The 26764-nt window shown below is 57.9% G+C and carries 27 protein-coding genes; 14 read left to right on the top strand and 13 right to left on the bottom strand.

All coding sequences use genetic code 11. The annotated features are described in order from the left end of the window. Positions 1–17 precede the first annotated feature (17 nt). Positions 18–707 (bottom strand): response regulator transcription factor, encoded by a 690-nt coding sequence (locus tag AC6H1L_RS15885; protein ID WP_497598462.1) that lies wholly within the window; start codon positions 705–707, stop codon positions 18–20. A 637-nt stretch (positions 708–1344) separates the two neighbouring features. Here AC6H1L_RS15885 and AC6H1L_RS15880 point away from each other — a divergent pair. The 10 genes from AC6H1L_RS15880 to AC6H1L_RS15835 all read left to right on the top strand — a co-directional run bounded on the left by AC6H1L_RS15880 (position 1345) and on the right by AC6H1L_RS15835 (position 10638). Continuing rightward, positions 1345–1836, top strand: coding sequence for an Asp23/Gls24 family envelope stress response protein (locus AC6H1L_RS15880; RefSeq protein ID WP_297165555.1), 492 nt, complete (start codon positions 1345–1347; stop codon positions 1834–1836). Between the two features lie 20 nt (positions 1837–1856). Continuing rightward, positions 1857–2321, top strand: coding sequence for a hypothetical protein (locus AC6H1L_RS15875; protein WP_497598461.1), 465 nt, complete (start codon positions 1857–1859; stop codon positions 2319–2321). Between the two features lie 101 nt (positions 2322–2422). Then, positions 2423–2998 carry an alkaline shock response membrane anchor protein AmaP gene (amaP, locus tag AC6H1L_RS15870; RefSeq protein ID WP_497598460.1) on the top strand — a complete coding sequence of 192 codons (576 nt, stop codon included), beginning with the start codon at positions 2423–2425 and terminating at the stop codon, positions 2996–2998. A 117-nt stretch (positions 2999–3115) separates the two neighbouring features. Further along, on the top strand, positions 3116–3310 hold the full coding sequence (locus AC6H1L_RS15865) for a hypothetical protein (protein ID WP_497598459.1): 195 nt from the start codon (positions 3116–3118) through the stop codon (positions 3308–3310). A 335-nt stretch (positions 3311–3645) separates the two neighbouring features. Next, the gene (locus tag AC6H1L_RS15860) at positions 3646–4347 is read left to right on the top strand and encodes a sigma-70 family RNA polymerase sigma factor (protein ID WP_497598458.1); all 702 of its coding nucleotides are present in this window, start codon (positions 3646–3648) and stop codon (positions 4345–4347) included. After that, complete coding sequence (locus AC6H1L_RS15855) at positions 4344–4727, top strand: anti-sigma factor family protein (RefSeq protein ID WP_497598457.1); 384 nt, start codon at positions 4344–4346, stop codon at positions 4725–4727. The genes AC6H1L_RS15860 and AC6H1L_RS15855 overlap by 4 nt, the downstream gene beginning before the upstream one ends. Positions 4728–5003: 276 nt before the next feature. Continuing rightward, complete coding sequence (locus tag AC6H1L_RS15850) at positions 5004–5954, top strand: mechanosensitive ion channel family protein (RefSeq protein WP_497598456.1); 951 nt, start codon at positions 5004–5006, stop codon at positions 5952–5954. A gap of 111 nt (positions 5955–6065) precedes the next feature. Continuing rightward, positions 6066–7655 carry a PAS domain-containing sensor histidine kinase gene (locus AC6H1L_RS15845; RefSeq protein WP_497598455.1) on the top strand — a complete coding sequence of 530 codons (1590 nt, stop codon included), beginning with the start codon at positions 6066–6068 and terminating at the stop codon, positions 7653–7655. A 729-nt stretch (positions 7656–8384) separates the two neighbouring features. Further along, positions 8385–9368, top strand: a complete 984-nt coding sequence (locus tag AC6H1L_RS15840) for a hypothetical protein (RefSeq protein ID WP_497598454.1) — start codon at positions 8385–8387, stop codon at positions 9366–9368. 286 nt (positions 9369–9654) lie between these two features. After that, positions 9655–10638 carry a hypothetical protein gene (locus tag AC6H1L_RS15835; RefSeq protein WP_497598453.1) on the top strand — a complete coding sequence of 328 codons (984 nt, stop codon included), beginning with the start codon at positions 9655–9657 and terminating at the stop codon, positions 10636–10638. A 91-nt stretch (positions 10639–10729) separates the two neighbouring features. Here the strand turns inward: AC6H1L_RS15835 and AC6H1L_RS15830 are convergent, their stop codons facing one another. The 5 genes from AC6H1L_RS15830 to AC6H1L_RS15810 form a co-directional block, all read right to left on the bottom strand. Further along, positions 10730–10852, bottom strand: coding sequence for a hypothetical protein (locus AC6H1L_RS15830; RefSeq protein ID WP_497598452.1), 123 nt, complete (start codon positions 10850–10852; stop codon positions 10730–10732). Positions 10853–10988: 136 nt separating this feature from the next. After that, positions 10989–11762 (bottom strand): 3-hydroxyacyl-CoA dehydrogenase, encoded by a 774-nt coding sequence (locus AC6H1L_RS15825; RefSeq protein WP_497598451.1) that lies wholly within the window; start codon positions 11760–11762, stop codon positions 10989–10991. A 196-nt stretch (positions 11763–11958) separates the two neighbouring features. Then, positions 11959–13581 carry an FAD-binding oxidoreductase gene (locus AC6H1L_RS15820; protein ID WP_497598450.1) on the bottom strand — a complete coding sequence of 541 codons (1623 nt, stop codon included), beginning with the start codon at positions 13579–13581 and terminating at the stop codon, positions 11959–11961. Positions 13582–13706: 125 nt separating this feature from the next. Then, positions 13707–14813, bottom strand: coding sequence for a DUF1648 domain-containing protein (locus tag AC6H1L_RS15815; RefSeq protein ID WP_497598449.1), 1107 nt, complete (start codon positions 14811–14813; stop codon positions 13707–13709). 36 nt (positions 14814–14849) lie between these two features. Continuing rightward, positions 14850–15230, bottom strand: coding sequence for a GntR family transcriptional regulator (locus AC6H1L_RS15810; protein ID WP_497598448.1), 381 nt, complete (start codon positions 15228–15230; stop codon positions 14850–14852). Positions 15231–15335: 105 nt separating this feature from the next. On the opposite strand from AC6H1L_RS15810, the gene AC6H1L_RS15805 reads away from it, so the two are divergent. Beyond that, positions 15336–16223, top strand: coding sequence for a CPBP family intramembrane glutamic endopeptidase (locus tag AC6H1L_RS15805; RefSeq protein WP_497598447.1), 888 nt, complete (start codon positions 15336–15338; stop codon positions 16221–16223). A 162-nt stretch (positions 16224–16385) separates the two neighbouring features. Here AC6H1L_RS15805 and AC6H1L_RS15800 read toward each other — a convergent pair whose 3' ends face one another. Then, positions 16386–17255, bottom strand: a complete 870-nt coding sequence (locus tag AC6H1L_RS15800; RefSeq protein ID WP_497598446.1) for a CHRD domain-containing protein — start codon at positions 17253–17255, stop codon at positions 16386–16388. A 248-nt stretch (positions 17256–17503) separates the two neighbouring features. On the opposite strand from AC6H1L_RS15800, the gene AC6H1L_RS15795 reads away from it, so the two are divergent. Together AC6H1L_RS15795 and AC6H1L_RS15790 are read left to right on the top strand one after the other, a co-directional pair. Continuing rightward, entirely contained in the window at positions 17504–18004 is a 501-nt protein-coding gene (locus AC6H1L_RS15795) for a MarR family winged helix-turn-helix transcriptional regulator (protein WP_497598445.1), read from the top strand. Further along, entirely contained in the window at positions 18001–19998 is a 1998-nt protein-coding gene (locus tag AC6H1L_RS15790) for a chloride channel protein (RefSeq protein WP_497598444.1), read from the top strand. The genes AC6H1L_RS15795 and AC6H1L_RS15790 overlap by 4 nt, the downstream gene beginning before the upstream one ends. Before the next feature lie 227 nt (positions 19999–20225). Here AC6H1L_RS15790 and AC6H1L_RS15785 read toward each other — a convergent pair whose 3' ends face one another. Beyond that, positions 20226–20993 carry an SDR family oxidoreductase gene (locus tag AC6H1L_RS15785; RefSeq protein ID WP_497598443.1) on the bottom strand — a complete coding sequence of 256 codons (768 nt, stop codon included), beginning with the start codon at positions 20991–20993 and terminating at the stop codon, positions 20226–20228. A gap of 317 nt (positions 20994–21310) precedes the next feature. Here AC6H1L_RS15785 and AC6H1L_RS15780 point away from each other — a divergent pair, with 317 nt between their 5' ends. After that, a complete protein-coding gene (locus AC6H1L_RS15780; RefSeq protein ID WP_497598442.1) occupies positions 21311–21769 on the top strand; it encodes a hypothetical protein in 459 nt (152 codons plus the stop codon). Positions 21770–21885: 116 nt separating this feature from the next. Here AC6H1L_RS15780 and AC6H1L_RS15775 read toward each other — a convergent pair whose 3' ends face one another. The 5 genes from AC6H1L_RS15775 to AC6H1L_RS15755 all read right to left on the bottom strand — a co-directional run bounded on the left by AC6H1L_RS15775 (position 21886) and on the right by AC6H1L_RS15755 (position 26531). Continuing rightward, positions 21886–23514 (bottom strand): sensor histidine kinase, encoded by a 1629-nt coding sequence (locus tag AC6H1L_RS15775; protein WP_497598441.1) that lies wholly within the window; start codon positions 23512–23514, stop codon positions 21886–21888. A 176-nt stretch (positions 23515–23690) separates the two neighbouring features. Then, the gene (locus tag AC6H1L_RS15770; RefSeq protein ID WP_497598440.1) at positions 23691–24365 is read right to left on the bottom strand and encodes a response regulator transcription factor; all 675 of its coding nucleotides are present in this window, start codon (positions 24363–24365) and stop codon (positions 23691–23693) included. Positions 24366–24796: 431 nt separating this feature from the next. Then, the gene (locus AC6H1L_RS15765; protein ID WP_497598439.1) at positions 24797–25117 is read right to left on the bottom strand and encodes a hypothetical protein; all 321 of its coding nucleotides are present in this window, start codon (positions 25115–25117) and stop codon (positions 24797–24799) included. 262 nt (positions 25118–25379) lie between these two features. Continuing rightward, positions 25380–26144 (bottom strand): hypothetical protein, encoded by a 765-nt coding sequence (locus AC6H1L_RS15760; RefSeq protein WP_497598438.1) that lies wholly within the window; start codon positions 26142–26144, stop codon positions 25380–25382. 15 nt (positions 26145–26159) lie between these two features. Beyond that, positions 26160–26531: a mCpol domain-containing protein gene (locus AC6H1L_RS15755; RefSeq protein WP_497598437.1), complete on the bottom strand. Its 372-nt coding sequence runs from the start codon at positions 26529–26531 to the stop codon at positions 26160–26162. Positions 26532–26764 lie beyond the last annotated feature (233 nt).

Here is a 26764-nt window from a genome sequence, read left to right as displayed (position 1 = left end):
ATAGCTCTATCCTTGGTTTACTTGCCGTTCTCTCGCGCCTCGATTTTATAGCCCACACCGCGCACGGTTTTAATCAATGGGTAAGCAAAACCTTGATCGATCTTATCACGCAAGTAGTGGATATAGATGTCAACAACATTAGAGAGGGCATCAATGTCATAGCGCCAGACGGCATTGATAATCTGCGTGCGGCTCAGCACCTGACCGGGATGGCGCATGAGATACTCTAGCAAAGCAAACTCTTTCGCTGTCAGTTCAATAACACGTCCCGCGCGGCGCGCCTCGTGACGCACCAGATCAAGGGTCAGGTCGCCGACGGTCAGTTGCAGATTATCATCAAAGCGGCGGTCGCGTCTCCGCAGCAGAGCATTGATGCGCGCTAGCAGCTCGGCCATAGCAAAGGGCTTGGTCAGATAATCATCAGCCCCCACATTCAGGCCAGTCACCCGATCCTCGATAGCGCCGCGCGCCGTCAGCATGAGAACGGGCGTCGTAATGTGCTCGGCGCGCATCTGTCGACAAATCTCTAATCCATCGATCCCTGGCAGCATCAGATCAAGAATGACGATGTCATAAGTATCCGAGAGCGCCAGATCCAGGCCGCTCTGACCATCATGGGCCAGATCTACCGTGTGCCGCTCCTCTTGCAGCACACGGCGCAAGAGATAGGCTAGACGCTTCTCGTCCTCAACGACAAGAATATGCATGCCTTCCTCCCCCGAATGCTCACATTCGCTGTTACGTCAGGGCAGCAGTTGGCTGCATTAGCTTACGGCTCGCTTTACCTGGCTCTCTGCCCTTTTCTCTCTTCTTCTTGCGATGCTTTCTCTATGCCGTCAGCCTCGCTGAAGCAGCAAAAGAGGAGACGATGCTTGATGGGCAAGCAGCAGAGAGCTTTGGCCGGTTCCCATAATCCGCCCTCTTCAGCATAGCAGCTCTTTATGAGAATCTGATTGGAAAACTGTGTGAGCTTTGTTAAGCTCAGCTACACCTGGCTTTCTGTTTGTGTGTTTGTTCACTGTTTCGTTCTGGGCAGAAACGCAGGACCGGGACAGGCCGTGTCTGTTTGTGGAGTCTCTCTTGTAGCAGAAAGATGGCGCCTGCTGGTCGGCACCAGCCAAAAGAGAGGCGTGACTTTTTGAAAGTTCTGCCGTCTCTCTCTTTCGGTGATGGACATTCGCATCCTCTCTATCATAAAGATGAGAGCAGCCTGACAGGCCCTTTTCGGTAGCCATCTTCCTTTTGTCTAGGGCCTGAGCAGCCAGAAGGTTACGACAGAGGCAACGCGAGAAAAGAATCAACAGAGACAGCTACTCTTCCATACGATCAAAGGAGGTTCACAGAATGGCAGATCGTCCTGATGAACAGACGACCGCAACAGCTACGGCCACTCAGCACGGCCCGATTCGTGGAGTTGCTCCGGCGACGACGGGGCGTGGGTTGGAGGCTGTGACCCCGCAAGGGAAGACCTCGATTGCGGATAATGTTGTGGCCAAGATTGCCGGCATTGCTGCCCGTGAGATTGAGGGTGTGCATGATCTGGTCCCCACGGGGGCAGGTGCGGCCATTGCCGGTCTGGCCAGCCGCGTCACCGGTGGAGATACACGCTCACTTGGTGTCAACGTTGAGGTTGGGCAGCAGGAGGCGGCCATCGATCTGAACATGGTGGTCGATTACGGTGTGAGCATCCCCCAGGTGGCGGCAGCGGTGCGTCAGAATATCATCAATCGGGTGGGGGCCATGACCGGCCTCACGGTCAAAGAGGTCAACATTGCAGTGACCGACCTCTACTTCCCTGAAGAGCAGGCGCGCCAGAATCAGCCGCGTGTGCAATAGCAGAGAGGATGGCCAGGGGTATGACTGAGCAGCAAGCGGCCCCGACGAGCCTTGATGATCTCTCGCTGGCGCGGGCGGTGGCAGAGGCGGTTTGTCAACTTCCAGCGGTGCTAGAGCTAAGCGCGGGTCGCTTCGCCCGTGAAGGTACCTATGGCCCTGGCGAGTTCGTGCGTGGGGTAGTGTTGAAACGCCCCACGCCCGACTCGCTGGAGGTGGATGTCCGGGTGGTGTTGGCCGAGCAGGCTCTGTGCAGTTCCCCAGTGCGGCGAGATGGCCATGCCACTAGCGGTGGCCCCGCCGGCGCTGGCGGTAGCGCTGGCTCTCAGCCTCAGCGGCGTCTCCGTCCGTCCAGCGCTAGCAGTAGCCATGCGCTCTCTCTGCTGGAGTTGAGCGAGCAGATTCGCGCTGCAGTCAGGCATGTGCTTGTTCAGGTCGGACAGCGGCCTGCGCGAATGATTAACGTCTTCTTTGACGATGTGCGTTAAAGGCTGCCGTCATAACGCACGCTCCCACTCCCTGCTTTCATGCTGTCTTGTTGGTGGGCGAGTGGGAACGCCGTTTCTCTCTGCTTTTCTGAGGAAGTGCTATGAGAAATATATTCAATCGCTTGTTAATCTTGCTCTTGAGCCTGGCGGCTTTGGTGGTGGGAGTCGCGCTCATCTTGCTGGAAGCAGGCTTAGTCACCGCAGCTCAGGTCAGTCCTGGTGGGTTCTTGCTGCGGCAGTGGGAGTTCTTGAGCCATCTTAACCAGGCCGATGCTACTACCGCGACTCTCGTGGGAGTAGGTCTGGCGCTGGTCGGTCTGATCCTGCTCATTGTCGAGCTGCTGCCGGGCAAGCGTCCACCAGCCCAATTTGTTATTCAACATGATAGCCGGGGCATGGTTGCTGTAACGCGTAGCAGCGTCAATGAGCTGGTGCGCTATGTTGCCGGGACAGTGCCAGGCATTCTAGAGACCCGTGGTGCGGTGCGTCAGGAGCAACAGGGCCTGCGTGTGCGCGTTCAGGCGGCGATTGCTCCTGATGTGGCGGCGCCGGAGGTGGGCAAGACGCTTCAGGAGAAGCTACAGCAGACACTCCAGCATCACCTTGGCCTGCCGGTGGCGCGGGTAGAGATTGCAACGCAGGTCGCCTCTCCAGGACGTGGTAGGCGAGTCCGCTAAGGAAAACAGACCGTGCCCCGCTCGATCTGCTCAGGTTGACTGGCTGGCTGGTCGTTTGTAGATGAGCGAGGGCAGGGCAGTGCGCAATGCGCTGAGATGAAAGGAGGAAGTGAGAAGATGACCGCCCGTACCTTGGGCCTGGTGTTAGGCTTTGCTCTCGGGGTAGTCTGGGTAGCTTTTGGCTTTGGTGCTGCGCTCCTGGTAGCTGTGCTTGCCTTTCTGGGCTGGCTGGTTGGCGGGATTGCCGAGGGCCGTATTAATGTGGTGACTCTTTGGGAGGATTTGCAGGGACGCCGGCGCGATCTGATCTGAGTTGAGCTGAGCGAAGCGAAGCGAAGCGAAGCTATTCATCTGCTTGCTTTCTTCTTGTTTGCTTGCTTGCTCGCTCTCTCTCTCGCCCCGTTCCTGACTCTGCCCTGGCATGGCCGCCAGGGGCTGAGCTGCTTGCGCTCTCCGTCGGCCTATGATCTCCTGTCCGTTAACATCTCTTCTCTCCTGGCTCAGGAGAGGACGGACAGCTCTTGTGAGAGCTATCCCCGGACCGGGTTTTCTGCCCGAGAAGAGGGTTAGCGCGCAGTGAGGCGGATGAGCAGGGTGGACAGCCATGCAGGCGGTCATGCCAGCTCTTTAGCAGGTGGAATACGTCCTTGGACGAGAGCATGCTTAGCGATGCGGCTCTGGTGATGCGCTGTCAGCGGGAGCTGCCCGAGGTCACGCGCAGCTTTGAGGAGCTGGTCCGGCGCTATACCCAGCGCATCTATACCCTGGTCTATCGGATCGTCGCCAACCGGGAAGAAGCTGAGGATATCACTCAGGATGTCTTGCTCAAGGCTTACTACTCCTTGCCCCAGCTTAAGCAACCCGCCCAATTCTCAACGTGGTTGTATCGCATGGCTACTAATGCCGCCCTGGACTCGCTGGAGCGGCGTCGGCGCCATCCGTGGGCTTCCCCTATCGAGCAGGTGCCAGAGCGGTTCCAGCCCTCACCGGCGGCAGCGGCCGCTTTGGCTCATCCCGAAGAACAGTTGCTTCGTAACGAGCTAAGAGATTGCATTAATACAGTTCTCTGCACTTTGGAGCGAGAGCAGGCGCAGATTCTTGTGATGCGTGAGCTGGAGGAGCTGAGCTACGACGATATGGCGCGCGCGCTCGATCTAAGCCTGGGGGCTATTAAGATGCGTTTGCATCGGGCACGGCTGGCTTTCCAGCGTCTCTTTCTCAAGCTCTGCGGCCATTATGCACGGGTAGTGCACTCTCGCTCTCGCTCAGGGCGTGCAGAGCGTCAGCGTTCTCCGCAAGAGGCTCAGCAGGTTCTGCGGCAGCGGAAGACAGCAGAGGAGCAGTCATGAATTGTGACGAACTGCGATCCCTTCTTCCAGAGTTGGTCGACGGCAGTCTATCCCCAGCTCAGCAGGTGGAGGCTCGGGCGGCGCTGGCAGTCTGTCCGGATTGTCGCCGTGAATTCGAGGTTGCGCGCCAGGTCCATGTTTTTTTTCAGGCCCTGCGGCAGCGCGAAGGCGCGGCGCCTTCTGTGTCTGGCGATCTGGAGCGCCGCATTCTGGCCCGTCTTCATCAAGAGCGCTGCAGCCTGGAGTTACTTGATCTCTCAGCTCTGGCTTTGACCACCTGGTTGAGAGAGTTGCTGCAGATGCTTGGCACCCTACTGGCTCCGCACTGGGAGAGTAACGAAGGGGCTGCCGCTGTGCAGGTGGAAGCGAGGCCTTCTTGAGCTGGTTCCTCAGTGTCCTTCGCTTCGGCTTGCTTTGTTCGCTGGGTTGGTCCGTCCTCTGTTCGCCCACCGATGCCAGCCCGGCTGGTCCTTCCTCTGCGTCTGCAGCGGGCCAGTCGGGCGCGCCGGCTCTCGGCCCAAGTGCTGGGTCCAGGAAGGGCGGGCTGTTAGGGGAAAGGAGCAGGCCGTCAGGCGGCAGATAGGTGCCAGTTCAGTTCAGCATCAGTAAGCAGGTGCTGCACTTGATGCAATCTGGTAAGGAAGATGAGGGAGGCAATGAGTATTCAACCAGTTATCGATAGTTTGAGCAAGACGCTGCTGGAAATTGCTTCGTTCGTCCCTCGACTGATTAATAGCTTGCTGCTGCTGGCTATCGGCTATGTGATTAGCTTGCTGGTGCGCTGGGGGCTGCGCTTCTTCCTGGATCATGTGGGGGTGCAGCAGCTTGGTGAGCGTCTCGGCTTTACAGCTTTTTTACGTCGGCTGGGTCTCTCGCCTTCGGTGCCTCGCTTTTTGGCAAACGCGGTTTTCTTCTTCTTGTTGTTGAGTTTCTTTACATCTGCTGCTCGCTTGCTGGAATTCATCAGTTTGGTTGACTTTTTGGATGCTATTCTGCACTTTGTGCCGCGGGCAATCAGCGCCGCTTTGTTGGTCTTGCTTGGCGGCCTGGGGGCGCGTTTCTTGGCCGCGACCGTGGCGGCGCTGGCGCGCAGTGTCAATATTGCCTACAGTCGCTTGCTGGCTTCATTGGTGGAGTACGTTCTTCTGGCCTTTTTGGTGATCATTGCTATTTCGCTGCTCGGCATTGATACGACGGTGCTCACGACGAGCTTTACGATCTTGCTGGCAGCTTTGGGGCTGGCTATTGCTTTAAGCTTCGGCTTCGGTTCGCAGGAGGCGGCTCGCAATATTATCGCAGGTTATTATATTCGTCGCCACTTCTCTCCCTCTCAGGAGCTGCGTTTTGGCGAGTATGAGGGACGCTTCCAGGCCACGTCGGGTATGTACACGACGTTGGAGGTCAGGGACAAAGCGGGGCAGACGCGCTTGCTCTCGGTCCCTAATACGGTCTTTTTGCGCCAGATTATTATGGGCGGGCCAGCGGGGCCGGCCTCTGGGACCTCGGAGGCCACAGGCTCAGGTGTGGGCGGGCCTTTTTCTTCGCCATCTGCCGAAGGGACTCCTCCCTCAACGGCGTCTGACGCCGATGAGGCCAGTGAGCGGTAAGCTATTGAGTACCTGCAAGCCGGAGAGAATCCCCAAAGAGCGAAAATAGTGGCATAATTAAAAGCGTTGTGACTCGGATTTCATTCGATCAGGAAAAGAGGAGTAGCCGCAATGGCAGGAACATTTCCAGAGCAGGGGCCTCCTGCCAGGGGACCTTCTATCGAAGAATTGCTGCAGGAAAGCCATACTCGTGAGATCATCGACAATAGCCCCGATTGCATTAAGTTGCTCGATCATGAGGGGCACTTGCTCTGGCTCAATCGCGGCGGTATTCGGGCTTTGGAGATCGAGGATGTCGCCAGTTGTCTCAATAGTGAGTGGGTGACTTTCTGGTCAGGCGAGGGTCGCCGCCTGGCGGAGCAGGCTCTGGCTGAGGCTCGCGCTGGACGGGTGGGGCATTTTGAAGGTTTCTGCCCAACCATGAAAGGGTCTCCTCGCTGGTGGCAGGTGACCATCACTCCTTTCTTCGATCACGGAGGCCGTATCGCTTATTTGCTTGCTATCTCGCGCGATATTACGGAGCGTAAGCAGGCCGAGGCGGCTCTGAAGGCCAGTGAGGAGCGCTTCCGCAGCCTGGCCGAGCACGCCCCTATTATTATCTGGCAGACTGATACGACAGGAGCTGCGGTCTATTTCAATGCCACCTGGGAGCGCTTTACCGGGCTTTCGCTGGAGGCGTGTCAGGGCTGGCGATGGACCGATGCTATCCATCCGTCCGATCGCCGGCGGGTGCTGGAACACTGGCGTATGGCCTTAACAGAGCAGCAGCCCTATGAGGCTCAATTTCGCCTGTTGGGCGCCGATGGCGAGTACCACGATATGCTGGTTCGTACTACTCCCTACAGCGATGCTCGTCTTCAGTCCGCTGGTTATATCGGCACTATGCTCGATATCAGCAAGCAAACAGCACTCGAGCGCCAACGCGATGCGTTTCTCAGTCTGGCTACCCATGAGTTAAAGACGCCGCTGACGGCTCTGCTTGGTAACCTTCAGCTTGCACGCCGCTTGTTGCGCCGTCTGGCCCATTCAGCGGAGCTGGATGAGGAGACGCGCCAGCAGCTTTTCCAGCAGGCTCAGGGGCTTCTAGAGCGTGGAGAGCAGCATTTGCGTCGTCAGAACCGTTTGATTAACGATCTTTTGGAGATGGCTCGCAATCATGATGAGACCCTAGAGTTACGCCAGGCTCACTGGAATCTGGTGGAGATTGTGCGCGAGACAGTGCAGGATCTGCAACTGGCTTTTCCTCAGCGCACTATCCAGCTCAATCTACCTGAGAAGGAGCCTCTGTTTGTCTATATAGATCGAGATCGCATTGAGCAGGTCGTCCATAATTATCTCACTAATGCACTAAAGTATTCGCCTCCCGAGCAACCGATTGAGGTGGGGGTGGAGCGTAACGATCTCGTTGTGCGTTGTTGGGTACGCGACGCCGGCCCAGGACTGCCTGAAGAGGCTCGTGAGCATATCTGGGAGCGCTTCTATCAGGTGCCCGGTATTCGACCCTACCAGAACGCCGGGGCCAGTCTTGGCCTGGGCCTCTATATCAGTCGGCGTCTCATCCAGCAGCAGGGTGGTGAGGTGGGTGTCGAGAGCCGAGAAGGGGCAGGTTCGACTTTCTGGTTTGCCCTACCGCTGGTCGCGCCACCGGAGGGAGTGGGCGAGCATGCAGAGGAGGCAGGTAGAACGGAAGGGGCAGCCTGAGAGCGGCGCTGCGTTCCTGAAAGCCGGCGCGTGGAGGATTGCTACGTCTCTCTGGAGCACGCTGCACGGCAGGGGCAGGAGGCAGAGCTGGAGGCAATTGCCAGCCCTGTCCGGGGAAAGCGTCAAGAACAAGAAAAGGAAGGGGAAGACTATGTCTCTCTCGTCCAGTGATGCTTGATTTGATCTCTACTGGCAGCAAGAGGTAGAGCGCTGCCTTCTCGCCCAAGAAGGGAGGAAGTTAGTTTGTAGTACGGGCCTGCATGGCATCTGAGCTTGCATGGACTGCAAAATGGAACTCTCACTGGGGAAAGCCATCCATTATGCATCTCTTGACAAGGTTATCTGCTTCCATCTGGGTCGCGCTGCCTCCACTCATAGGCTCGTGATCGACAATGCTGCTCGCCGACCATGCCGGGTACGCTCTGTCTGTCCTCGTCTCAGGCGACTCACGTTACGCCCATACGCTCGCCGAAGCCGGTACCTGTGAGATCGGCAGCGATGGCTCCCTCCGATCGCTCCTTCGAGGACTGTTTGGACAAAAAGGTTGGCACAGCGCATCACGTTCAGTCGCAATCCCGCAGCTATCCTGGCTGAAGCACTGGCTCACCCCTTGGAGGTGAGGAGATGAGATAACCAGCCAGCAGCACGCTCGGCCGCTTATCGCGATCCGTTGCGGTACAGTATAGACAGGCACTCTCTCACCTCAGCATACAAAGGAGTCCAGCAAGGATGAGTATCTACGGTCGGTTCGCTTGTATGGATTGCAAAATACATCTCTCTCTCGGTAAAGCTATCTACAGGACCCCAAGAGTCCCAGATAATCGGATTCTCTATTTCCACCTCGGCGGTCAAAACCAGCCAATCAATACCCAATCCATTGATAACGCCGCTCTCTGGAAGCTGCTCGCCGACCATGCTGGCCACCGCCTCCGCGCTCTCGTTGAGGACAGCACGGACTATGATCTCCTCATCACCGACTCAGAGGCCCGCAGGATCGGAGGCGATTCCAACCACGATATTCCTTTCGAAGACTACCTGCAAGACTGGCCTGGCCTGCTTCCTCCCTCCTCTGCTCCTCTGCCCTCCCTCTCCCCCTCCCACGAACTCCTTCGCCTCCCCCATCCCTCCTTCCTGGCCTTCGAACGCACCCTGCTGCGCGCCTCCCTCCAGCTCTCCTCTCAGCCCCAGGGCCTCATCACCCTCCTCGTCCCCTGCCCTCTCCCCGCCTCCTCCTGGCTCTCCCGCTTCCTGCAGCGCCGCCAGCCTGCCTCCCTCGACCGCTACCGCCACCTCTCCCTCCGCATCCTCCACGAGGCCCATCTCCCCCTCTACGAGGGACCTCTTGCCACCCCCTCTCCTTCCTCCCCCTCTCCCGCACCCTCGCTCCCTCCTACGCCCAGCTCCTACGCTCACCTCTTCTGTCACCACTGCCATGTCATGCTCTTCCTCGGCTCCGCCTCCCTCGACGACACGGGCCGCCCTCTCTTCTTCCTCCGCGGCCACACCCCTCCCCTACCCAACCACCATCAGCAGCCCCTCAGCCGCGCTCTTTGGAAGCTGCTCGCCGACCACGCCGAGCATGAACTGTCCGTCCTCGTCTCGGACGACCCCCGCTACGCCCATACGCTCGCCGAAGCCGGTACCTGTGAGATCGGCAGCGATGGCCCCTCCGATCTCTCCTTCGAGGACTACTTGCACAACTGGCCAGGCTGAGATCTATATACAGGCGGGCGCCACCCATCTCCGGGCCGCCAGGCCTCTCCTCATCCAGGAGCCGGAGAGGGTAAGCAGCAACCGATTAAAGACCAAGAGAACTAACCCAGGCGCACCTTGGCCCCTTTCGCCGCTGCCTGGATGAACCTTCATAGCAGGCAGATCAACACAGCTGCTCGCCCGTGCGCCAGCCAGCGCACTCAGGCGGCAGCCCATGCCAGACTGCTTGCAAGCGAAGCAACTTTCCTTGACCCATAGCACTCTTCTGAAAGGAGGCTAGACAGGGATGAGTCACAGTGCTGACGCCATCTTCGCCTGCATGGACTGTAAAGTCTACTTCTCTCTAGGTAAAGCTTTCTATCGCAGCATGGGCATCTTTAATCTGGTGGCCTACTTCCACAGTGGCCAGGAGGGTGACCCGCCCCACAGCCAGAGCATCTACAACACCGTCCTTTGGAAGATGCTGGCTGATCATGCGGGCCACTGCTTGAATGTCCTCACGGGCGATGACACAAGCTATAAGAACCTCCTCAACGACCCAGCCAGCCGGAAGATTGGCGGCTCTGGCCCTTGCGCTCTCTCCTTCGAGGCATACCTCCGCGACTGGCCGGGCTTACAACCCCTTGTCTCCTCTACTACTCCCTGGCCGTCCTCCCCCAGCCACGAGATCGTTCACCTGCCCCATTCCTCCTTCTTCGCCTTCGAACACACCCTGCAGCGCGCCGCCCTCCAGCTCTCCTCTCAACAGCAGGGTCTCATCACCCTTCTTGTGCCCGACCCTATCCCTGTCTCCATCTGGCTCCCCCGCTTTCTGCAGCGCCGCCGACCTGCCGCCCTTGACCGCTACCATCGTCTCTCCCTCCGTATCCTGCCCGAGGCCTATGCCCCGCTCTATGAAGGCCCTATACTCACCTCCCCGGAAACCACTTCCTTTCCTCAAGAGGCCCTCCTCCCAAGCCGCTACGCACATCTCTTCTGCCCCTTGTGTTATAAGATGCTTTTCCTGGGCCAGGTCTTTCCCCCTGAGCAAAAGCAGCCCCTCTTCTTCCTGCACGGGAAAGACCCCTCCCAGCCTAACCACAAACAGCACCAGCTCAGCCGCGCCCTCTGGAAGATGCTTGCTGATCACGCCGATCATGACTTATTCGTCGTGGTCGAAGGGAGCCGGCACTATGGACAGCACCTTGCCGATGAGTGGATTTGCGAGATCGGCGGCGATGGCCCGCACGATACTCCCTTCGAAGACTACTTGCAGGACTGGCCAGGCTAATGCTCATAGGTTCACATGCTCGCGCGACCTGTCCCTCGCCAGTAGCTCCAGGGGGACTTACCAGGGAGGGGAAGCCTCATGGCAGCAGCGATCAGCCCATGTTCGCCCTGTCTTTGCCGTCGCCCTGATCTCCCTTGCGGATCAGGCCACCACACTCATCACCTCCAGAGAGGCGACAGCAAAATAGGGGCCGCCCGGTTCCAAAGGCACTCATTTTTCTTTCTTTCGTTCATTCATTCTATTCTAATCCCTCAGCGGGCTTGAACAGTGTCCCGACCGACCGAAAGAAAAAAGGAGCGCTGCAATGCTTTCCCAGGCGGCCCCTGCTTTATAGCTCACAACTCACAACTTCAACGGATCAGGTAGGGCAGACGAATCGCTCCATCCAGGCGGATGACTTCGCCGTTGAGCATTGGATTCTCAACAATATGGCGCGCCAACAAAGCATATTCCTCCGGTTTACCCAGGCGTGGCGGGAACGGTGCCTGTTGCAGCAGAGAGACGCGCGCCGGTTCAGGCAAAGCCGCCATCAGCGGCGTGTCAAAGATACCAGGAGCAATGGTGACCACTCGAATACCATTGCGTGCCAGGTCACGGGCTACAGGAAGCGTCATCCCAACAATACCACCCTTAGAGGCCGAATAAGCAGCCTGGCCAATCTGGCCATCGAAGGCCGCCACCGAGGCCGTATTGATAATGACTCCTCGCTCTCCCTCAGCGTTCGGCTCATTGTTGCTCATAACCTGCGCCGCCAAACGCAGAGCATTGAAAGTGCCGATCAGATTGACCTGGATGACCCGTGTAAAGGCCTCAAGACTATGAGGGCCCTGCTTGCCAAGGGTGCGCTCAGCAAGACCAATGCCAGCACAGTTTACGAGGACATGCAGACCGCCAAAGGCCTCTTGGGCCTCTTTGAGCGCGGCCTGAACCGAGGCTTCCTCAACCACGTTCGTTTGCACAAAGCGCGCCGCAGGGCCGATCTCCTGGGCGAGCTTTTGACCTCCTTCGCTGTTAATGTCAGCGATGAGCACATGCGCACCGCTCTGACTGAAGAGTCGCACACAGGCCGCCCCCAGACCGGAAGCGCCTCCTGTCACCATGACAGTTTTGCCGCTGAGTTCCACGTCGATACTCCCTTGTCTTCGCTCTTGAGATCAGGACGCCAGGCCAGCCGATCTTTGTTTACCGCACCTTCTCTTTCTTCGCCCCTTATTCATCTCCCCCACATCAGCTCCGTTGCTCATCCAGTATCTGCAAGTAGGGGCTGCTCAGGCGTGCCAGCGCTGTACCTGGGCTTCGCGTCCACTGCCTATTACTATATCACGCGCGGACCGGTGGGGGGTCGAGCAGCACCCCCGGATTGAGCAGCCAGTGAGGGTCAAGCACCTCCTTAGCAGCGCGCAGCACCTCAGCAAAGAGAGCAGGCCGCTCACGATCGTACCAGGGACGATGATCACGCCCAACAGCATGATGATGGGTAATCGTGCCCCCCTGCTCCGTCACAGCGCCGAGAGCCGCACGCTTGATCTCCCAGAACTGTTCCACGAGCGACCTCTTCTGACCGAGAGCACAGAAGGTGAAATAGACCGCCGCCCCATCGGGGTAAACATGCGTCAGACGGCAACTGACCCAGCCAGCCTTGCCAGTCACCTCGCGTATGGCCTGGGCAGTTGCGAGTCGTACCTGCTCATAGAGGCGCGGTAAGCGCTCCCAGGTCACGGCAGTCTCGAAGGTATCCGAGATAATGCCCCGCGCCGTCATCGCCTCACGATACCACGGCATGCGCAAAAAGCGCTGACGCCAGCGACCCGCAGCCCCCCGATGGTGGCCCTCTCCCTCCCCGGGTTCGCTGGCCTGCGACTCAACGACTCCCCCATAGTCAGCACACAATTCGAGCGCACGCCGCAGCCAGGGATCAAGCGCATGGTCTGCCGACTCAAATGTCAGTATCAAAAACGCCTGCGCGCCATTGCCCAGGCCACTGCCCAGGCTCTCCAGAGGATCAAGGAGACGGCAATTGGCTGGATAGAGGCCAGCCTGAGCAATGGCACGGACAGCCTCCACAGCTTTGACGAAATCCTCAAAGCGCACGCTAGCTGAAGCGCGAAAGCGCGGGCGACGCACAATGCGCACCCAGGCCCGCGTGATCAAGCCAAGGGTACCCTCCGAGCCTAGCCAGAGACGCTGCGGATCAGGCCCAGCCCCCGAGGCCGGGAAACGCGGCGAGACAATCAAGCCGCGCGGCGTCACCAGCTCGACGCTCTCGACCAGATCGTCGATGTGCGTGGCCAGGGTCGCAAAGTGACCACCGGCGCGCGTGGCAATCCAGCCCCCAAGGGTCGAAAATTCAAAGGACTGAGGGAAGAAACGCAGCGTCCAGCCTCCGGGCCGAAGTTGCTCTTCCAGCACCGGACCAGCGGCTCCAGCTTCGATTAAGGCCACCTGTGACCGCTCGTCGATCTCTAACACGCGCTGCATGCGCGTCAAATCGATGGTCAGCACCCGCTCCGCCGCCGCAGGAGGCTCGACCCCCCCCACAACGCTTGTCCCCCCACCGAAGGGGATGACCACGATATCGTTGGCATAGCTCCAGTCGAGCAGAGCTGCAATTTCCTGGACCGCGCGCGGATAGGCTACCACATCGGGTGGATGAGAGAAGTCACGCGCGAAGGCACGGGCCGAATCAGGGAAAGAAGCACCATAGGCATGGCGCAGGCGCTCATAGGGTTCCGTAGTGCAAATGGCCGCAAGCGCAGAGGGGATGCTCAGACGCGGTGGACGCAGGTCAATCTCTTCCACTGTTGGCGGCGGAGTCACCTCGAACTGATTAACCCCAAAGAAGGCCGCCCACGTCCCTTCGAGCCAGGTGAGTTCCTCCTCGCTGAGGATGTCCCCCTCATAGCCCCAGCCCCAGAATTTGCGCCGTCTCGCGCTTACACTCATACTGCTGCTCCTGAGACAGGAAAGACTGGTAGCAAAGCGGTTTTGGACGACCCCGCTTCGGGTCGCCCTTCTCTTCCTGATTGTAGCATATAATCTACCCCAGTCCCCTCCTCTCCCGCATTGCCTCAGTGCGGCCCAAGGAGCAGCAGCCCCAGCAGCACAACAACCACAGCGAGCAGCAGGCTAATCACCAGCCCGATGCCCAGCGGATGGCCCATATTGACAGTCCAACCCACTCCCACGCGTCTTTCTACGAAGAGAGCCGGATCATCGCGATTAACATAGAAGAACCCGGCCTTCCAGTAGCGATCGTCGTCGTGTGCCACGTAGTTCGTGCGCATAGCGTAGATCTGCGTGGGCCTGGTCTGAGCAATGTAGAAGACCGTCAGACTCGGCAGCCCCAGCGAGAGCAGCACCAGCACCAGTATGAGCACACTCATACTCGCTGTCAGCGGAATGACCTGCGTGAGCAGCAGGAGGATCAGAAAGAAGCTGAGATTGACGATCCCAAGCATGGCAGCCAGCATATTGCTCAAAGCCTGCTGCCTGCGTTGCCGATCACGGCGCGCCTGCTCTGGATCTGCCGGATCAAGCTGCCGGCTTCCTTGAGGGAGCTTGAGCGCCAATCCGAGAAGGAGAACATTCAGTACCAGGATAAACAAGGATAATAAGAGCAGCTCCTCTTTCCCGCCCCAACGGTCAACCTGACCATTGATACCAAAATGGAGCGGAATGCGCTCAGGTAGCACCGGATAGCGCACGACCATCAGCCCCCAGAGCGCCCCCAAGAGCAACAAATCCAGCGCCAGCCACAGCGAGGAAGGCCGCGTATGCTGCTCGGGTCCCCCCACCTCGACCACGACCGCCTGACGGAGACCGCTGTACCAGCCTTCACGTTCCTTCACACGTCGGAGCGTGCGATGCATGAGAGCATAGAGGCAGCCAGCGACCACCACCGTCCCTAGTACTAAGATGGGCAGCATCCAAATCTGCCACCACAGCGGCAGGAGCCAGGCTAGCAGCAGCATTGCCAACAATTCAGCCAACCCTGCTAGTAGCAATGCCAGCCGATAGCGCTGCCGGAGCTGAGCAATTACCGGCTCGCTCACATGCGTTGGCGGGATGCGCACCCCGAAAACCAGCGTTGGCGGCGCCAGATCAGGCCAGAGCCAACAGATCATATTAATTCCAACCAGCATAATAGCATTCATAGAGGCATACAGAGCATGCATAGCACGTGCCCCTTCCTGTCCCTTTCTCCTGTCGAGCTACTGATGAGGCTGGCCGTGATCAGCCAGGGCAGTCAACACACGCTGGCAGCGCGTTAGAATCTCCTCAGCGGGTACCCCCTGGGCAAGCGCCTCAGCGAGCAGCGTGCGTAGACGGGCCTCCCAGTCCTCAGCCAGGCGCCCCGTCGGCTGAACTACCGCCCCCGTCTTGCGCCGTACCTGAAGGAAGCCTTCGCGCTCCAGCAGCTCGTAGGCTTTGTTGACCGTATGCAGGTTGATACCAAAATCGGCGGCCAGTTGCCGAATCGATGGTAACCCCGTTCCCGGCGGCAACTCGCCGCGGGCAATGCCCTCGACAATCTGATCGCGAAGCTGCTGATAGATGGGCTTCTCACTCTCCGGTTCGATAAAGATCAACATGGCCAGCTCACCTTGACTTTTTGTTATAGCTATTATATAACAAATAGCACAAAGAGACAGCCCCCTAGTAGCGACGGGGGCAAGGAAAGGAGAAACTGCTCCGTCATGGAAAAAAGCCAGCGCAAAGGAATCATCGCGTATCTGCTGATCACATTCGCGGGGGCCTGGCTCTGCTGGGGCCTGAGCCAGCTCGCAGGTATAGCTGTAAGGAGCCTGCTCTTTCTAGGGGTGACCTTGCTCAGTGGCTTCATGCCAGCCATCGCGGCCTTAATCGTTCGGCTCTGGATCACGCGCGAAGGGCTGAGCGACGCCGGTCTAGCGCTCTCGCTGCGAGGAGGAAAGTGGCGCTACTATCTGTTTGCGCTTCTGCTGCCGCTCATCAACATGGGCCTGATCATCAGCGTCAGCCTGCTTTTTGGGATAGCCAGACCGGATTTCACGCTGCAGCATTTCCTCAAGCTCTCTCTTCACATGGTTCAGACCGGGCCACTACCTCTGGCGCTTTGGCCCGTCTTGCTCCTGCAACTGCTCATCTTCGCAGTCCTGGTTACACCGATCCTCTGGGGCGAAGAATTCGGCTGGCGCAGCTATCTGCAGCTCCGGCTATGCCCGGGGCGCCCGTTGCTGGCGGCAATCATCACGGGCGTGATCTGGGGTTGCTGGCACCTGCCCCTGATCTTCATGGGCTACGAAGGCTACCCCAATCCCTGGTTGGGGTCAATGCTCTTCATCCTTTGTACGATTGGGCTCTCGATTATCTTCGGCTGGTTGCGGCTCAGGAGCGGCAGCATCTGGGCCAGTAGCCTGGCCCACGCAGCGACCAATGTCATTGGCGGGGATCTCAGCTCCATCCTCTTCGCTGGCGACCCACGCTTCTTTGTGGTCGCCTATCACGGGGTAGTTTCCATTTTCCTGCTGGGCTGCCTGGCCGGCTGGCTCATCCTAAGCGGTCGCCTCAAGGCAAGCCTGCCAGCGAAAACAGCCCTGGCTTGAATAACGGTCCGCCCGCCAGGGCTTGAGGCAGGTAGGAGAGGAGAGAGCCAGCCAGCGGCACAGCCGGCAGCTCTGGTCAGCTCTGCCGCTGCTGACCCTCCCGACGCGCATATCACGTAGTAAAAGCAGCAGAAGGAGAGCAGCCATTGCTCCTCTTCAGGCTCAGATGGCTGGAACTACATCGCCGCAGGCGATAATATCGCTATTGGCCTCGGGTGAGGCGCCACCAGTCTGATAAAGGACCAGGTACCAGCCGCTCGAAGGAATGGTCTTGATTCCCTTGACCGTCACGCTGGTATCGGCCTCGCCACGCGCGTTAGCCTTCAGAGGCTGCAGATTGTAGAGCAATTGGCCCATGTTGCTGCAGCTACCGGCACGAAGTTGGAAATCATGGCTCGAATCGGGAGCCAACCCGCTGATGGAGACATGGATGGTCAGGGTGCGCTCCGCCAGACGGAGCTGAGCCTGTCCCCTGGTAGCCTGATTTGGGGCCACATCTTCGCCTAGAGCGACGCTCACTTGCTGCCGGTTCTTGGCTGAGGCGCCCGCTGGATTGCTGATGTCACCGCAAGAGATCGACTGAATCTGGTCCGCCGTAATGGCGGTCGGTCCATTGTGGACATTGATGTACCAGCCCGAGGCGGGAATGCCCTGAGTCTCGCCTCTGAAGATAGCAGTGATGCTGGCCTGACCATGCTCGTCAGCCCGCAACATCGGCAGAGGATAGACTACCGGTCCCGCATGCTGACAGCTTCCTTTGTGAATGTGCGCCGGATGACTGGTACCCGGTACTAATCCCTGCATGCTGAGCTTGACGGTCAGCGTATGATCTTGCGGCGTCCAGGTGAGCTGCGCTGTGCCGGTCGGCATGTGCCTGAAAACGACACTGGCAAAGGTGGCAGCGACAGCGGTCTTGTTCGGCGCCGCCCCACTGGAAGGTGTCGCCGCTCCACAGGCCGCTAAGACGATGAGCAGCACCAGCCCTCCCAGCGCCCCAGCCCAGGAAATAGCTTTCGGCTCAAGGGCGCGCATTGCTCTTCCTCCTTTCAGAAGACAAATATTTTTCATGTGCATCACGATATTATGATCTTTGCTCATAAGTAGATTATAATCATATAAAAAATACAAAAATAGCTAAAAGATCAAGTATAGATAAAGACGCATGCCTTTATGTGAATATATATGAACAGCTTGAGCACCGATCCCTTGACAGGGTCAGGCTCCACGGCATACAATTCTATCGTAATCCGATAGATTTCAGCGCAAGAACGAGCCCGCTCATGCCATCCAATCACCAGGATCTGCCCATCGACTACCGCGCTCTGGCCGAATTCCGCTATCAGATCCGACGCTTTCTGCGCTTCAGCGAGCAGGTCGCGCGTGAAGCTGGCCTGGAGCCGCAGCATTACCAGCTGCTGTTAGCCCTGAAGGGTTTGCCCGAAGGACGTAAGGCCACCATTACCGAGCTGGCCGAGCGTCTGCAGATTCAGCATCATAGCGCTGTAGAGCTGATCAACCGGCTGACCGAACGTGACCTTGTGCGGAAACAACGCGACCCACTCGATCAGCGCCAGGTGATCATTTCGCTCACCTCTCACGGAGAGACGGTACTGCGCACCCTGGCCGCCTATCATCGAGCCGAGCTGCAGATCGTTGGGCCGGCCCTGGTCGCTGCGCTGCAAGCTATTCTCCAGGACACTGTTCAGGCTGCTGCGCCGCAGGAGGCTGAGCCTCGTCGGGAAAATGCGGATCAAGTGGATCAAGAGCATCAAGAGTTATGACGACCTTTGCTTTTTATCGAGGAGATACAGCGGAGCTGGACAGTTCTCAAGAGCGGCCTCTCTGGCTGCACAGGAGCCGTCGACTCTGGAGAACGCTGCTCCAGGTGCTCAGAGGAGAGAATGAGGGCCAGGACAGCGAGCACCTTGGCGACTTTACGACGACGCCCCGAGTGATTCTCATTTCTCTGCTAGCCGTAGTCATTGGTGCCTTGGGGGCCGTTGTCGCTCTTGTCTTACTGCGCCTCATTGGTCTATTCACTAATCTCTTCTTCTATCAGCGCTTCGATACGTCCCTGGTTTCGCCAGCAGGGAATCACCTTGGCCTTTTTGAAATCCTGGTGCCGATCATCGGCGCTCTGATCGTTGGTCTCATGGCGCGCTACGGCTCAGAGCGTATCCGCGGTCACGGGATTCCTGAAGCCATTGAGGCAATCTTGATTAACGGCAGTCGCGTGCAACCGCGCGTTGCCTTTCTTAAACCGCTCTCCGCGGCCATTTCGATCGGCTCCGGTGGTCCTTTTGGGGCAGAGGGACCAATCATAATGACCGGAGGAGCTTTTGGCTCGATGATCGCTCAGCTCTTCCATCTGAGCAGCGCTGAGCGCAAGACGCTGCTCGTTGCTGGCGCTGCAGCGGGTATGTCGGCTACTTTTGCTTCGCCCGTAGCGGCGGTGCTGCTCGCCGTGGAGCTGCTATTGTTCGAGTGGAAGCCACGCAGTATGATCCCCGTGGCCCTGGCCAGTGCGACAGCCGCCGTGCTGCGTCGCTACCTGATCGGTATGGGACCACTCTTCCCAACGCTTCCGCATCCGGCTTTCATCGGCCCCCGCGCTATGCTCTGCTGCCTGGCGGTCGGTTTGCTGGCCGGAGCACTTTCGGCCCTTCTAACGATTGCGGTCTATACCTCGGAGGATGCTTTTCGCAGGTTGCCTCTCCACTGGATGTGGTGGCCGGCTATTGGGGGACTGGCTATCGGCCTTGGCGGGCTGATCTTTCCCCAGGCTCTTGGTGTAGGCTACGATACGATTAGCGCTCTCTTACAAGGTAATGTCCCGTTCGCTATTATTTTGGGTGTCCTGCTGGTTAAGTCGGCGATTTGGGCTATTTCGCTTGGCTCGGGCACCTCGGGCGGTGTGCTGGCTCCCCTCCTTCTGATGGGCGGTGCTCTGGGCGGGCTGCTGGCCCCTGTGTTTCCCTCCGAGGGACCTGGCTTCTGGCCTCTGGTGAGTATGGGAGCTATACTCGGTGGGACAATGCGTTCCCCGTTCACTGGCATTGTTTTCATGCTGGAGCTGACCCACGATGTGAATGCTTTGCTCCCGCTCTTGATTGCTGTGACCACCGCTCACGCCTTCACGGTTCTGGTAATGCGGCGCTCGATCCTGACCGAGAAGGTCAGTCGGCGCGGCTACCACCTGACACGCGAGTACTCCATCGATCCATTGGAAATCATCTTTATCCGCGAGGTGATGCGCACCAGTATTGTGGCCCTACCTGCCTCACTGCCGCAAAAGGAGCTGTTGCAATCGCTGCGGCGCGTCTCCCATCAACACGGCCAGCGCCTCTATCCCCTCATTGACGAACAAAAGCGCCTTGTGGGTGTGCTAACGCGCCGCGATCTGGAGCTGCTCGCCCGCGAGGCGAGCGCAGAGCAGCAGAATGGGCGTTTGCTGGTAGAGTCGATCCGCCGTCAGCCGGTGGTTTGCTACCCCAATGAGCCGCTCCGTCCCGTTGTTTACCGCATGGCCGAGACCGGGCTGACGCGCCTGCCGGTCGTTGAGCGCGACAGCGGACGCCTGCTGGGGTTGGTCTCGCTGAGCGATCTCCTCAAGGCACGCGTGCGTACCTTGATCGAAGAGCGAAGGCGTGAGCGTGTCCTGCGCATTCGTCTGCTTTTTCCTTTCGGAGCGCGCTTACGTGCTCTTCGCCTACGCGAGGAGCAGCTACCAGCATCTGATAGTGAGCGTCCCGAGAGCGAGCAGGCGCCCCGTTGAAGACAATGTCCTGTTTGGCAAGCCAGCAGCATGAGCGAGCCGAGCCCCTGATCACTGCCAGTCAACGACAGGACGGCCCTCTTTGCTGCTGGCTCATGGCCGTGGTCAGGCAGAACTGCGCTTCGGGCGCAGCCAAAGCGGTCCTGCCGAGTGCTGTATCGGGCTGAGCCGCTTTACTGCTGACAGGCAGACGGGCAGGGCCGGCCCAGCACTGCACGCCGGTTCAGCTAGAGCGAGCCTGTATTGCGCATGAGACCGCCATCGATGACAAAGGTGGAGCCTGTAACATAAGCCGCCGCATCTGAGGCCAGGTAGAGAGCCAAGGCGGCGACCTCCTCGGGCTGACCCATGCGATGCAGCGGGATCTCTGCCAGCAGCGCCTGATACTTCTGAGGATCAGCTTTGACGTCGGCATCGATCGGCGTATCGATGGCGCCAGGGGCAATATTGTTGACCGTGATGTGGTAGGGGGCCAGCTCCAGGCAGATGGTGCGCATCAGCATGCGCAGGCCACCTTTTGCGCAGCAATAGGGCACATTGAGCGGCATCGGTAGATCCTCATGAACAGAAGAAACATTGATAATGCGTCCCGCCGTCCCCTGCCTGATCATCTGGCGGGCTGCCGCCTGGGCACAGAAAAAGGGGCCTTTGAGGTCTACCGCCAGCACACGATCAAATTCTTCTTCAGTCACATCAATAAATGGATGATGGATCTCCATACCAGCGTTGTTGACCAGGATATCGAGGTGCCCATAGTGCTCTATTGTGCGTTCCACGAGCGCTATGGCCTGTTGGTATTGGGCTATATCGGCCTGGAGAACGAAGACCTGTCCTCCTCTTTGCTCAATGAGCTGCTGGACCTCCTTCGCTTTCTCTGCGGCATGCGCATAGCTGATGGCCACCCGGGCCCCTTCGCTGGCGAAGCGCAGGGCGATGGCGCGCCCGATGCCACTGTCTCCGCCGGTGATCAGCGCTACCTTTTCGGCAAGCTGCATTTCTCGCTTCCTCCTTCGGTCTAGCGGTTGACTGGCGATCGTGCATTGGCAAGTCAGATGTGACGTTCAAGAGAAGCCCTCATAGAGAGACACGGCCCAAGCAGCTCGCCCGCTCCGCCCGCTCTTTGTTCCGGTCGTGAAGAAAGCGGTCGCCCAGGCCACAGGCTATGGCAGAGTCACTATGACTTTCGCTGGCGCGTGGAATCTTCGTGAGCATGGCAAGGCCAATACTGAGCGAGCCGGGTTCAGGAGACGAGCCGTTCAGCCGCGGGATAGAGCAGCCATAGTCTCTGAAGCAAGGGAGGAGGCAAACAGACATGGCAGAGAGCAGCGTGATCGTTGGCGTTTTTGAAGACCCAGGCCAGGCAAGGCGAGCCTATGAGACCTTGCGCGAGGCAGGCTTTGGAGCTGACTATCTAGGCTTAGCGAATCCGCAGGAAATGCGCCGACCTCGCCTGGATCTGAACTATCTCACGGAGGCTGGCATCCCTGACGAAGAAGCCCGCTTCTATGAGCAGGAATTTCGCGCGGGACACGCCCTTGTTACTGTGCGTGTTGCCGGCCTGCCTCCGGCCAGCGCACACAAGGCAGTGGAGCTGTTACAAGGCTATGGGGCTTATGATGCTCACTCAGGGCGTGAGCGGCGTGGACCATATGCGCCGAATATTCGCACGGAGCGACCTTCGCCCTTCTTTGACCTTACATATCCTGAAGATTTGGCTCAGTCGGCCAGCGATCAGCCTTCGCCCCAGCGCGAAGAGAACAGGCCTGACTAGACAGTCGACCTGCGGTCTAGAGAATCGGCGTCGCGCCTGCACACCAGAGGCGGGCAGGCGGATGGAGGGCAGGCACTGGCAGGCTGGTGCTCGCCTTAGCAAGGTAGGATCTGTTCTCAACCGCCAACAGCCGAGCTTCCCTGGCTGCCAGGGGTAGCCACCGGTAGCCAGACACTAAAGGTGCTGCCCTCCCCGGGGACGCTCTCGGCTCCGATGCGTCCCCCAAACTGCTCCACCAGGGTTTGAGCAATCGCCAGTCCAAGGCCCGTGCCCGGGCGCTGACGGGCCCGGTCGGCTCGATAGAAGCGTTCGAAAATGTGAGGAAGGTCAGCGGGATCAATGCCTATCCCTGTATCGCTGACCCGCAAGAGGGCCTCATTGCCGATGCGTTCCAGTGAAACGACTACCCGTCCCGGCTGCTGCTCGCTCTCAGCCGGCGTATATTTGAGCGCATTATCAAGCAAAATAAGCATTAAACGTCTTAGTTGCTCCTCTTCTCCGCGCACACGAACAGGCTCAATATGGCCAATCTCCAGCTTTAGCGGCGATTCCTCTGCTTGAAGGCGAAGGCGTAACTGACGGATAAGATGTAGAACGATGCGATCGAGCTCGACAACAGGAGGAAGAGCGCGTCGGCCATTGCTGCCAGAGAGGATCTCTTCTTCTTCTGCATTCTGGCGGGCAAAGCTTGCATCGGCCCGGGCCAGCAGGAGGAGATCATCGACCAGGCGTGCAAGGCGCAGCGTTTCGCTATGGGCATCACAGAGCATTGTTCGTCGCTCCTCGGGCGGCAGCTCATCGATATGACGCTGCAGGAACGCCAGATTGCCTTGAATGGTGGTGAGCGGGGCCCGCAGCTCATGTGAAGCATCGGCAATGAAGCGGCGCTGAGCCCGAACGGCATGTTCCAGGTCGCTGAGCATGGCGTTGAAGGAATCGATGACCAGACCGATTTCATCGTGACGGCGCGGGCGTGGAACGCGCAGGCTCAGATCGCCGATGCGGGTACCACGAGCCGTGGCTTCTTTAATGGCGCGCGCCGTTGCTACGACGTCTTCTAGGGGGCGGAGTATATGGCTGACAATAAACCAGCCACCAGCTAGAGCACCGATGAGAATGACTGCACTGGCCACTACGAGCAGCGTCTTGAGCAAGAGCAGGATATTATCAACCTCGTTAAAGGACTTTGCCACCAGCAGGAGACCGACCAGCGGACCCCGGCAGGCGGGAACCGCGGTGGCACTGACGTCAGCCGGCATTGGGCTTGAGGCTTTGGTCTGGCAAATCGGGAGCACTCCAACGTAGAGGCGGTCGCCATTGACTTCGGTAGTGTACCAGGCTTCCTGACGGCGCAGGGCGGCATTCCAGGCCGCACTATTGCGCGGCAGCATACTGAGCTGGCTGCCGTTTGAGGAGTAGACAACCTGGCCCTCCGGAGTCAGGAGGGCGAAGACTATCGGGGTGCGGTAGAGATCAATATCGTGGAGATCAGGATTAAGAGGCAAATAGGGCTGGGTGGACTGAAGCTGCCGCTCGACGTCAAGGAGGGCGGCATGTCCCACAACGCGCGTATTGGTGATCACACTCTGATTGAGAGCATTGCTCGCCAGGAGGAAAATCAAGGAACCAAAAGCCACGAGTGTGATTGTCAGTAGCAAGCCATACCAGAAAACCAGGCGCAGGCGCAATGTGTGGGGCATTGCCCGCAAGCGAGCAGCCGCACGAGCAGCACCAATCTCACCCATACACTTCTTCCATTTCCTTGTAGTCCAATCGCCACAGCGGAGATCCTGGTTACAGCTTCCCCTCTGCAGCCGAGCACATTCCACAGCTACAGGCCCTGACAGACGAACTAGGGCAGCTCCCGAGACAGGGCTTGAGGCTGGCTTAAGGGAAAAAAGCTGTTAATCAGCGAGAGACATTATTCCTTGAGCACATAGCCGATGCCACGCACCGTGTGGATCAGTCGCGGTTCGCCACCGGCCTCTAATTTCGAGCGCAGGTAGCCGATATAGACTTCGAGCACATTGGAGGAGCCTTCAAAATCGAGTCCCCAGACCCGTTCCATAATGAGGTCGCGGGTGAGTACCTGCCGGGGGCGGCGCAGGAAGAGCGCCAGTAGTTCATATTCGGTTGGGGAAAGCTCGATTTCGCGCTGCCCGCGGTAAGCGAGGCGCGTGCCGGTATCCAGGGTCAGATCGGCATAGCGCAGCACTTCACTACGCTCGGCCTGGCTACGGCGCAGGAGAGCCATGACACGAGCCAGTAGCTCTTCAGGAGCAAAAGGCTTGACGAGATAATCGTCGGCCCCCATCTCGAAGCCCTTGACGCGATCGGGAACAGCATCCCGTGCGGTTAGCATGAGTACAGGCATGGTGTCACCAGCGGCGCGCAGGCGACGGACCACCTCTAAACCATCGATACCGGGTAGCATGATATCGAGGATCATCAGGTCAGGTGGATGCTCCAGGCTGCGCATCAGGGCTTCATCGCCAGTAGCAGCAATGGCCACACTGTAGCCTTCGTAGGCTAGAATCCTGCGTAGGAGGTTGGTGATGCGTGGATCATCGTCAACAACCAGAATGTGCGCTTTCATAGACCTCTCTCCGAGCTACTGGTGAGCGGCTCTGGCTAGTGATAGCGGGCTGGTCAGCCACGCCTGTGCCTGACCAGGGCCTACTGATGAGTCATAGAGAGGGAGAGAGGGAGAACCCAACGAGCTGAAAGCGAGCGCGCCCTTCTGCCTCCTTCCCCAGACTCAGTATGCCAGTCTCCAATGAATGAATCCTGAGAATAAGCTGAGAGAGACCTGAGAGTGTTTGGTTTCCTCCATTATAGCCTAGCTGGAGTTCGAGAGGGAGCAGGGAATGTATTGACTGAGACGACGAAGAGGAGGACACCGATGGATGCAGATTAGTAGCTGTGGGAAGAAGGGCCAGGCCTCAAGCGAAGCCAGCGGACCGGCCAGGCCTCTCCTGTGGGAGAGACTTCTTACCTGGCTGGCCCGCTCCCGTCTATGAGGGAGGTTTAGGATTGCGGCGGGAAGCCGGGCTGAGAAAAGGGGCCTGGCCTTGCCCCTGGGGCCATTGGGTTGCCCTGCCCCTGGCCCATGTAGGCGCGTAGCCGCTCAAGTTCCTCGTGGATCGGCCAGCGGCCGAAGGCCAGGATACAGATGGCGACTATATTGGCCACCGGGATCAGCATCAATAGGGACAGGGCGCCGCTGTAGCCCGCCTTTGAAAAGATCTGCCAGGAGACTAGCACAACAAAGCCAAGTACAAGCAGTCCCACGACGCACCCAAAGAAGAGCACGGCGGAGGAGACAGCGGTGATAGACTCGTTCGACATGGGCTACTACTCCTTTTCTGGGAAGTTTAAGCACTGAGACGAGCATTCCGATGGGAGTTATGACAGGTGATCCGAGCCTTCCGGTTCCCTCGCTGACACCGTCCCACCCAGCAGCGCTTTGATCTAGTGAATAAACGCAAGAAGGCCCCATATTCTTGCAGATTTCTGGCTCGCTTCGTCGATAGAGATGGGGGAAAGTCAGAATGGTTAAGAAAAGGGACCTGACCCAGCGAGCATGATGGATTCCGCTGCGGAGGAGCTTTCAGGACCTCCGCCCGAAGGCAAGGTGGAAACTTATTCCCCCGAAGGCTTCAACAAGAGGGAATAGTGCTCCAACAACATTCAGGCAGATCAGAAGAGCGGTCATTAGCCATCCCCCCCAGCCAGGAAGGCCGAGCTGATTCAGGACGACTATGAACAGAGAAATAAAGACTGTCACTACGATAGATATGAATTTTTGACGATTGCGACGAGCAGAGAAAACCTCTATGTTGCTCAGTAGAGGCGCCCAATCAGGTAAAAGGATATATTCATAATCGCTAGTTGAAAGCTCGTGATAGAGATATCCTCCCTGCTTCTTTAGTTCGAAGAGCATCACACGAGACATATCTTCAGCAAGACAGGCAGCGAGAACGTCAATTGCGACTCGCTTGGGTAGCGAGGTTATATCTACAATGGCTTCTGCTCCATAGACTTTTCTTAATCTAGAGATATCTTCTCTAAGAAAATGATAATTTATTCTTTCAATATGACGATATGTATATATATCTCTAATACTTCCATATAGGCCCTGCATTTCTTTAGAAATTTGCTTATTTCCATACATTCCATTAGCTAATTCATTGATAGCTTTCCATAGACTTTCATTCACTAGATTTTCAAAATCGTTTGATTCTCCAAGTGGAGCATCTAAAATATTCACCATAACAATGTGATTAACTTCCAGTTTACTGACAGTGTGAGCTATGGTATTAATATAGGCCCCTGGCCTGGCAGAACCTACCAGAAGCAGCAAAGATCGAGGCATGACCTTCGCTCCCTCTTAAGGACATGTTTCCCACTGACGATAATAGATCAACGCTCCCCCTCCCACGGCCTTGGCTAACTTTAACCCCAGGTAGGCCTCCTGAGGGCTTTCTCCAACGCCCATAGATGCAGTACAGCCCGTGAGTTCAGCAAAGCGCTGCAATATCCATCTGCACCACTCATCTTCAAAATTACCCAAGAAGAGAATGCTATCTCCTGAGCAAAATACGATATCTCCATCATTACACTTTATAAGCCGCTTAATCTCCTCCATAGCCTCAGTTACTCTCTGGCTAAATCTTCTTATCTCTGCCAGATCATTTTGAATAAAAAGCGCTTCCAGCCTGGCCCCGATTTTGTCGCCATCAATGCCATAAACTCGTTCCACCTGGTATCCTGACCGATGCTCGATTACCCCCATCTGTGATGACCTCTGAATCACAGTTCATAGAAGTTCACTTATTAAGTATACATATAAAAAGCGAAAGGGGCAATTCTTGCCCAAGTAGACAGGCGAAAACAAGCCTCTCTCAAGGGAGAACCAGCAGGGACCAGGAAGGCAAAGGCTAGAGGGAGGGAAGACTACGCCAGACCCACTGCATCTTCTCCTGCCTGTAGGGT

The sequence above is a fragment of the Thermogemmatispora argillosa genome, assembly GCF_059696725.1.
The sequence above is the reverse complement of the archived record's forward strand: the minus strand, read 5'-3'. Positions and strand labels throughout refer to the sequence as shown.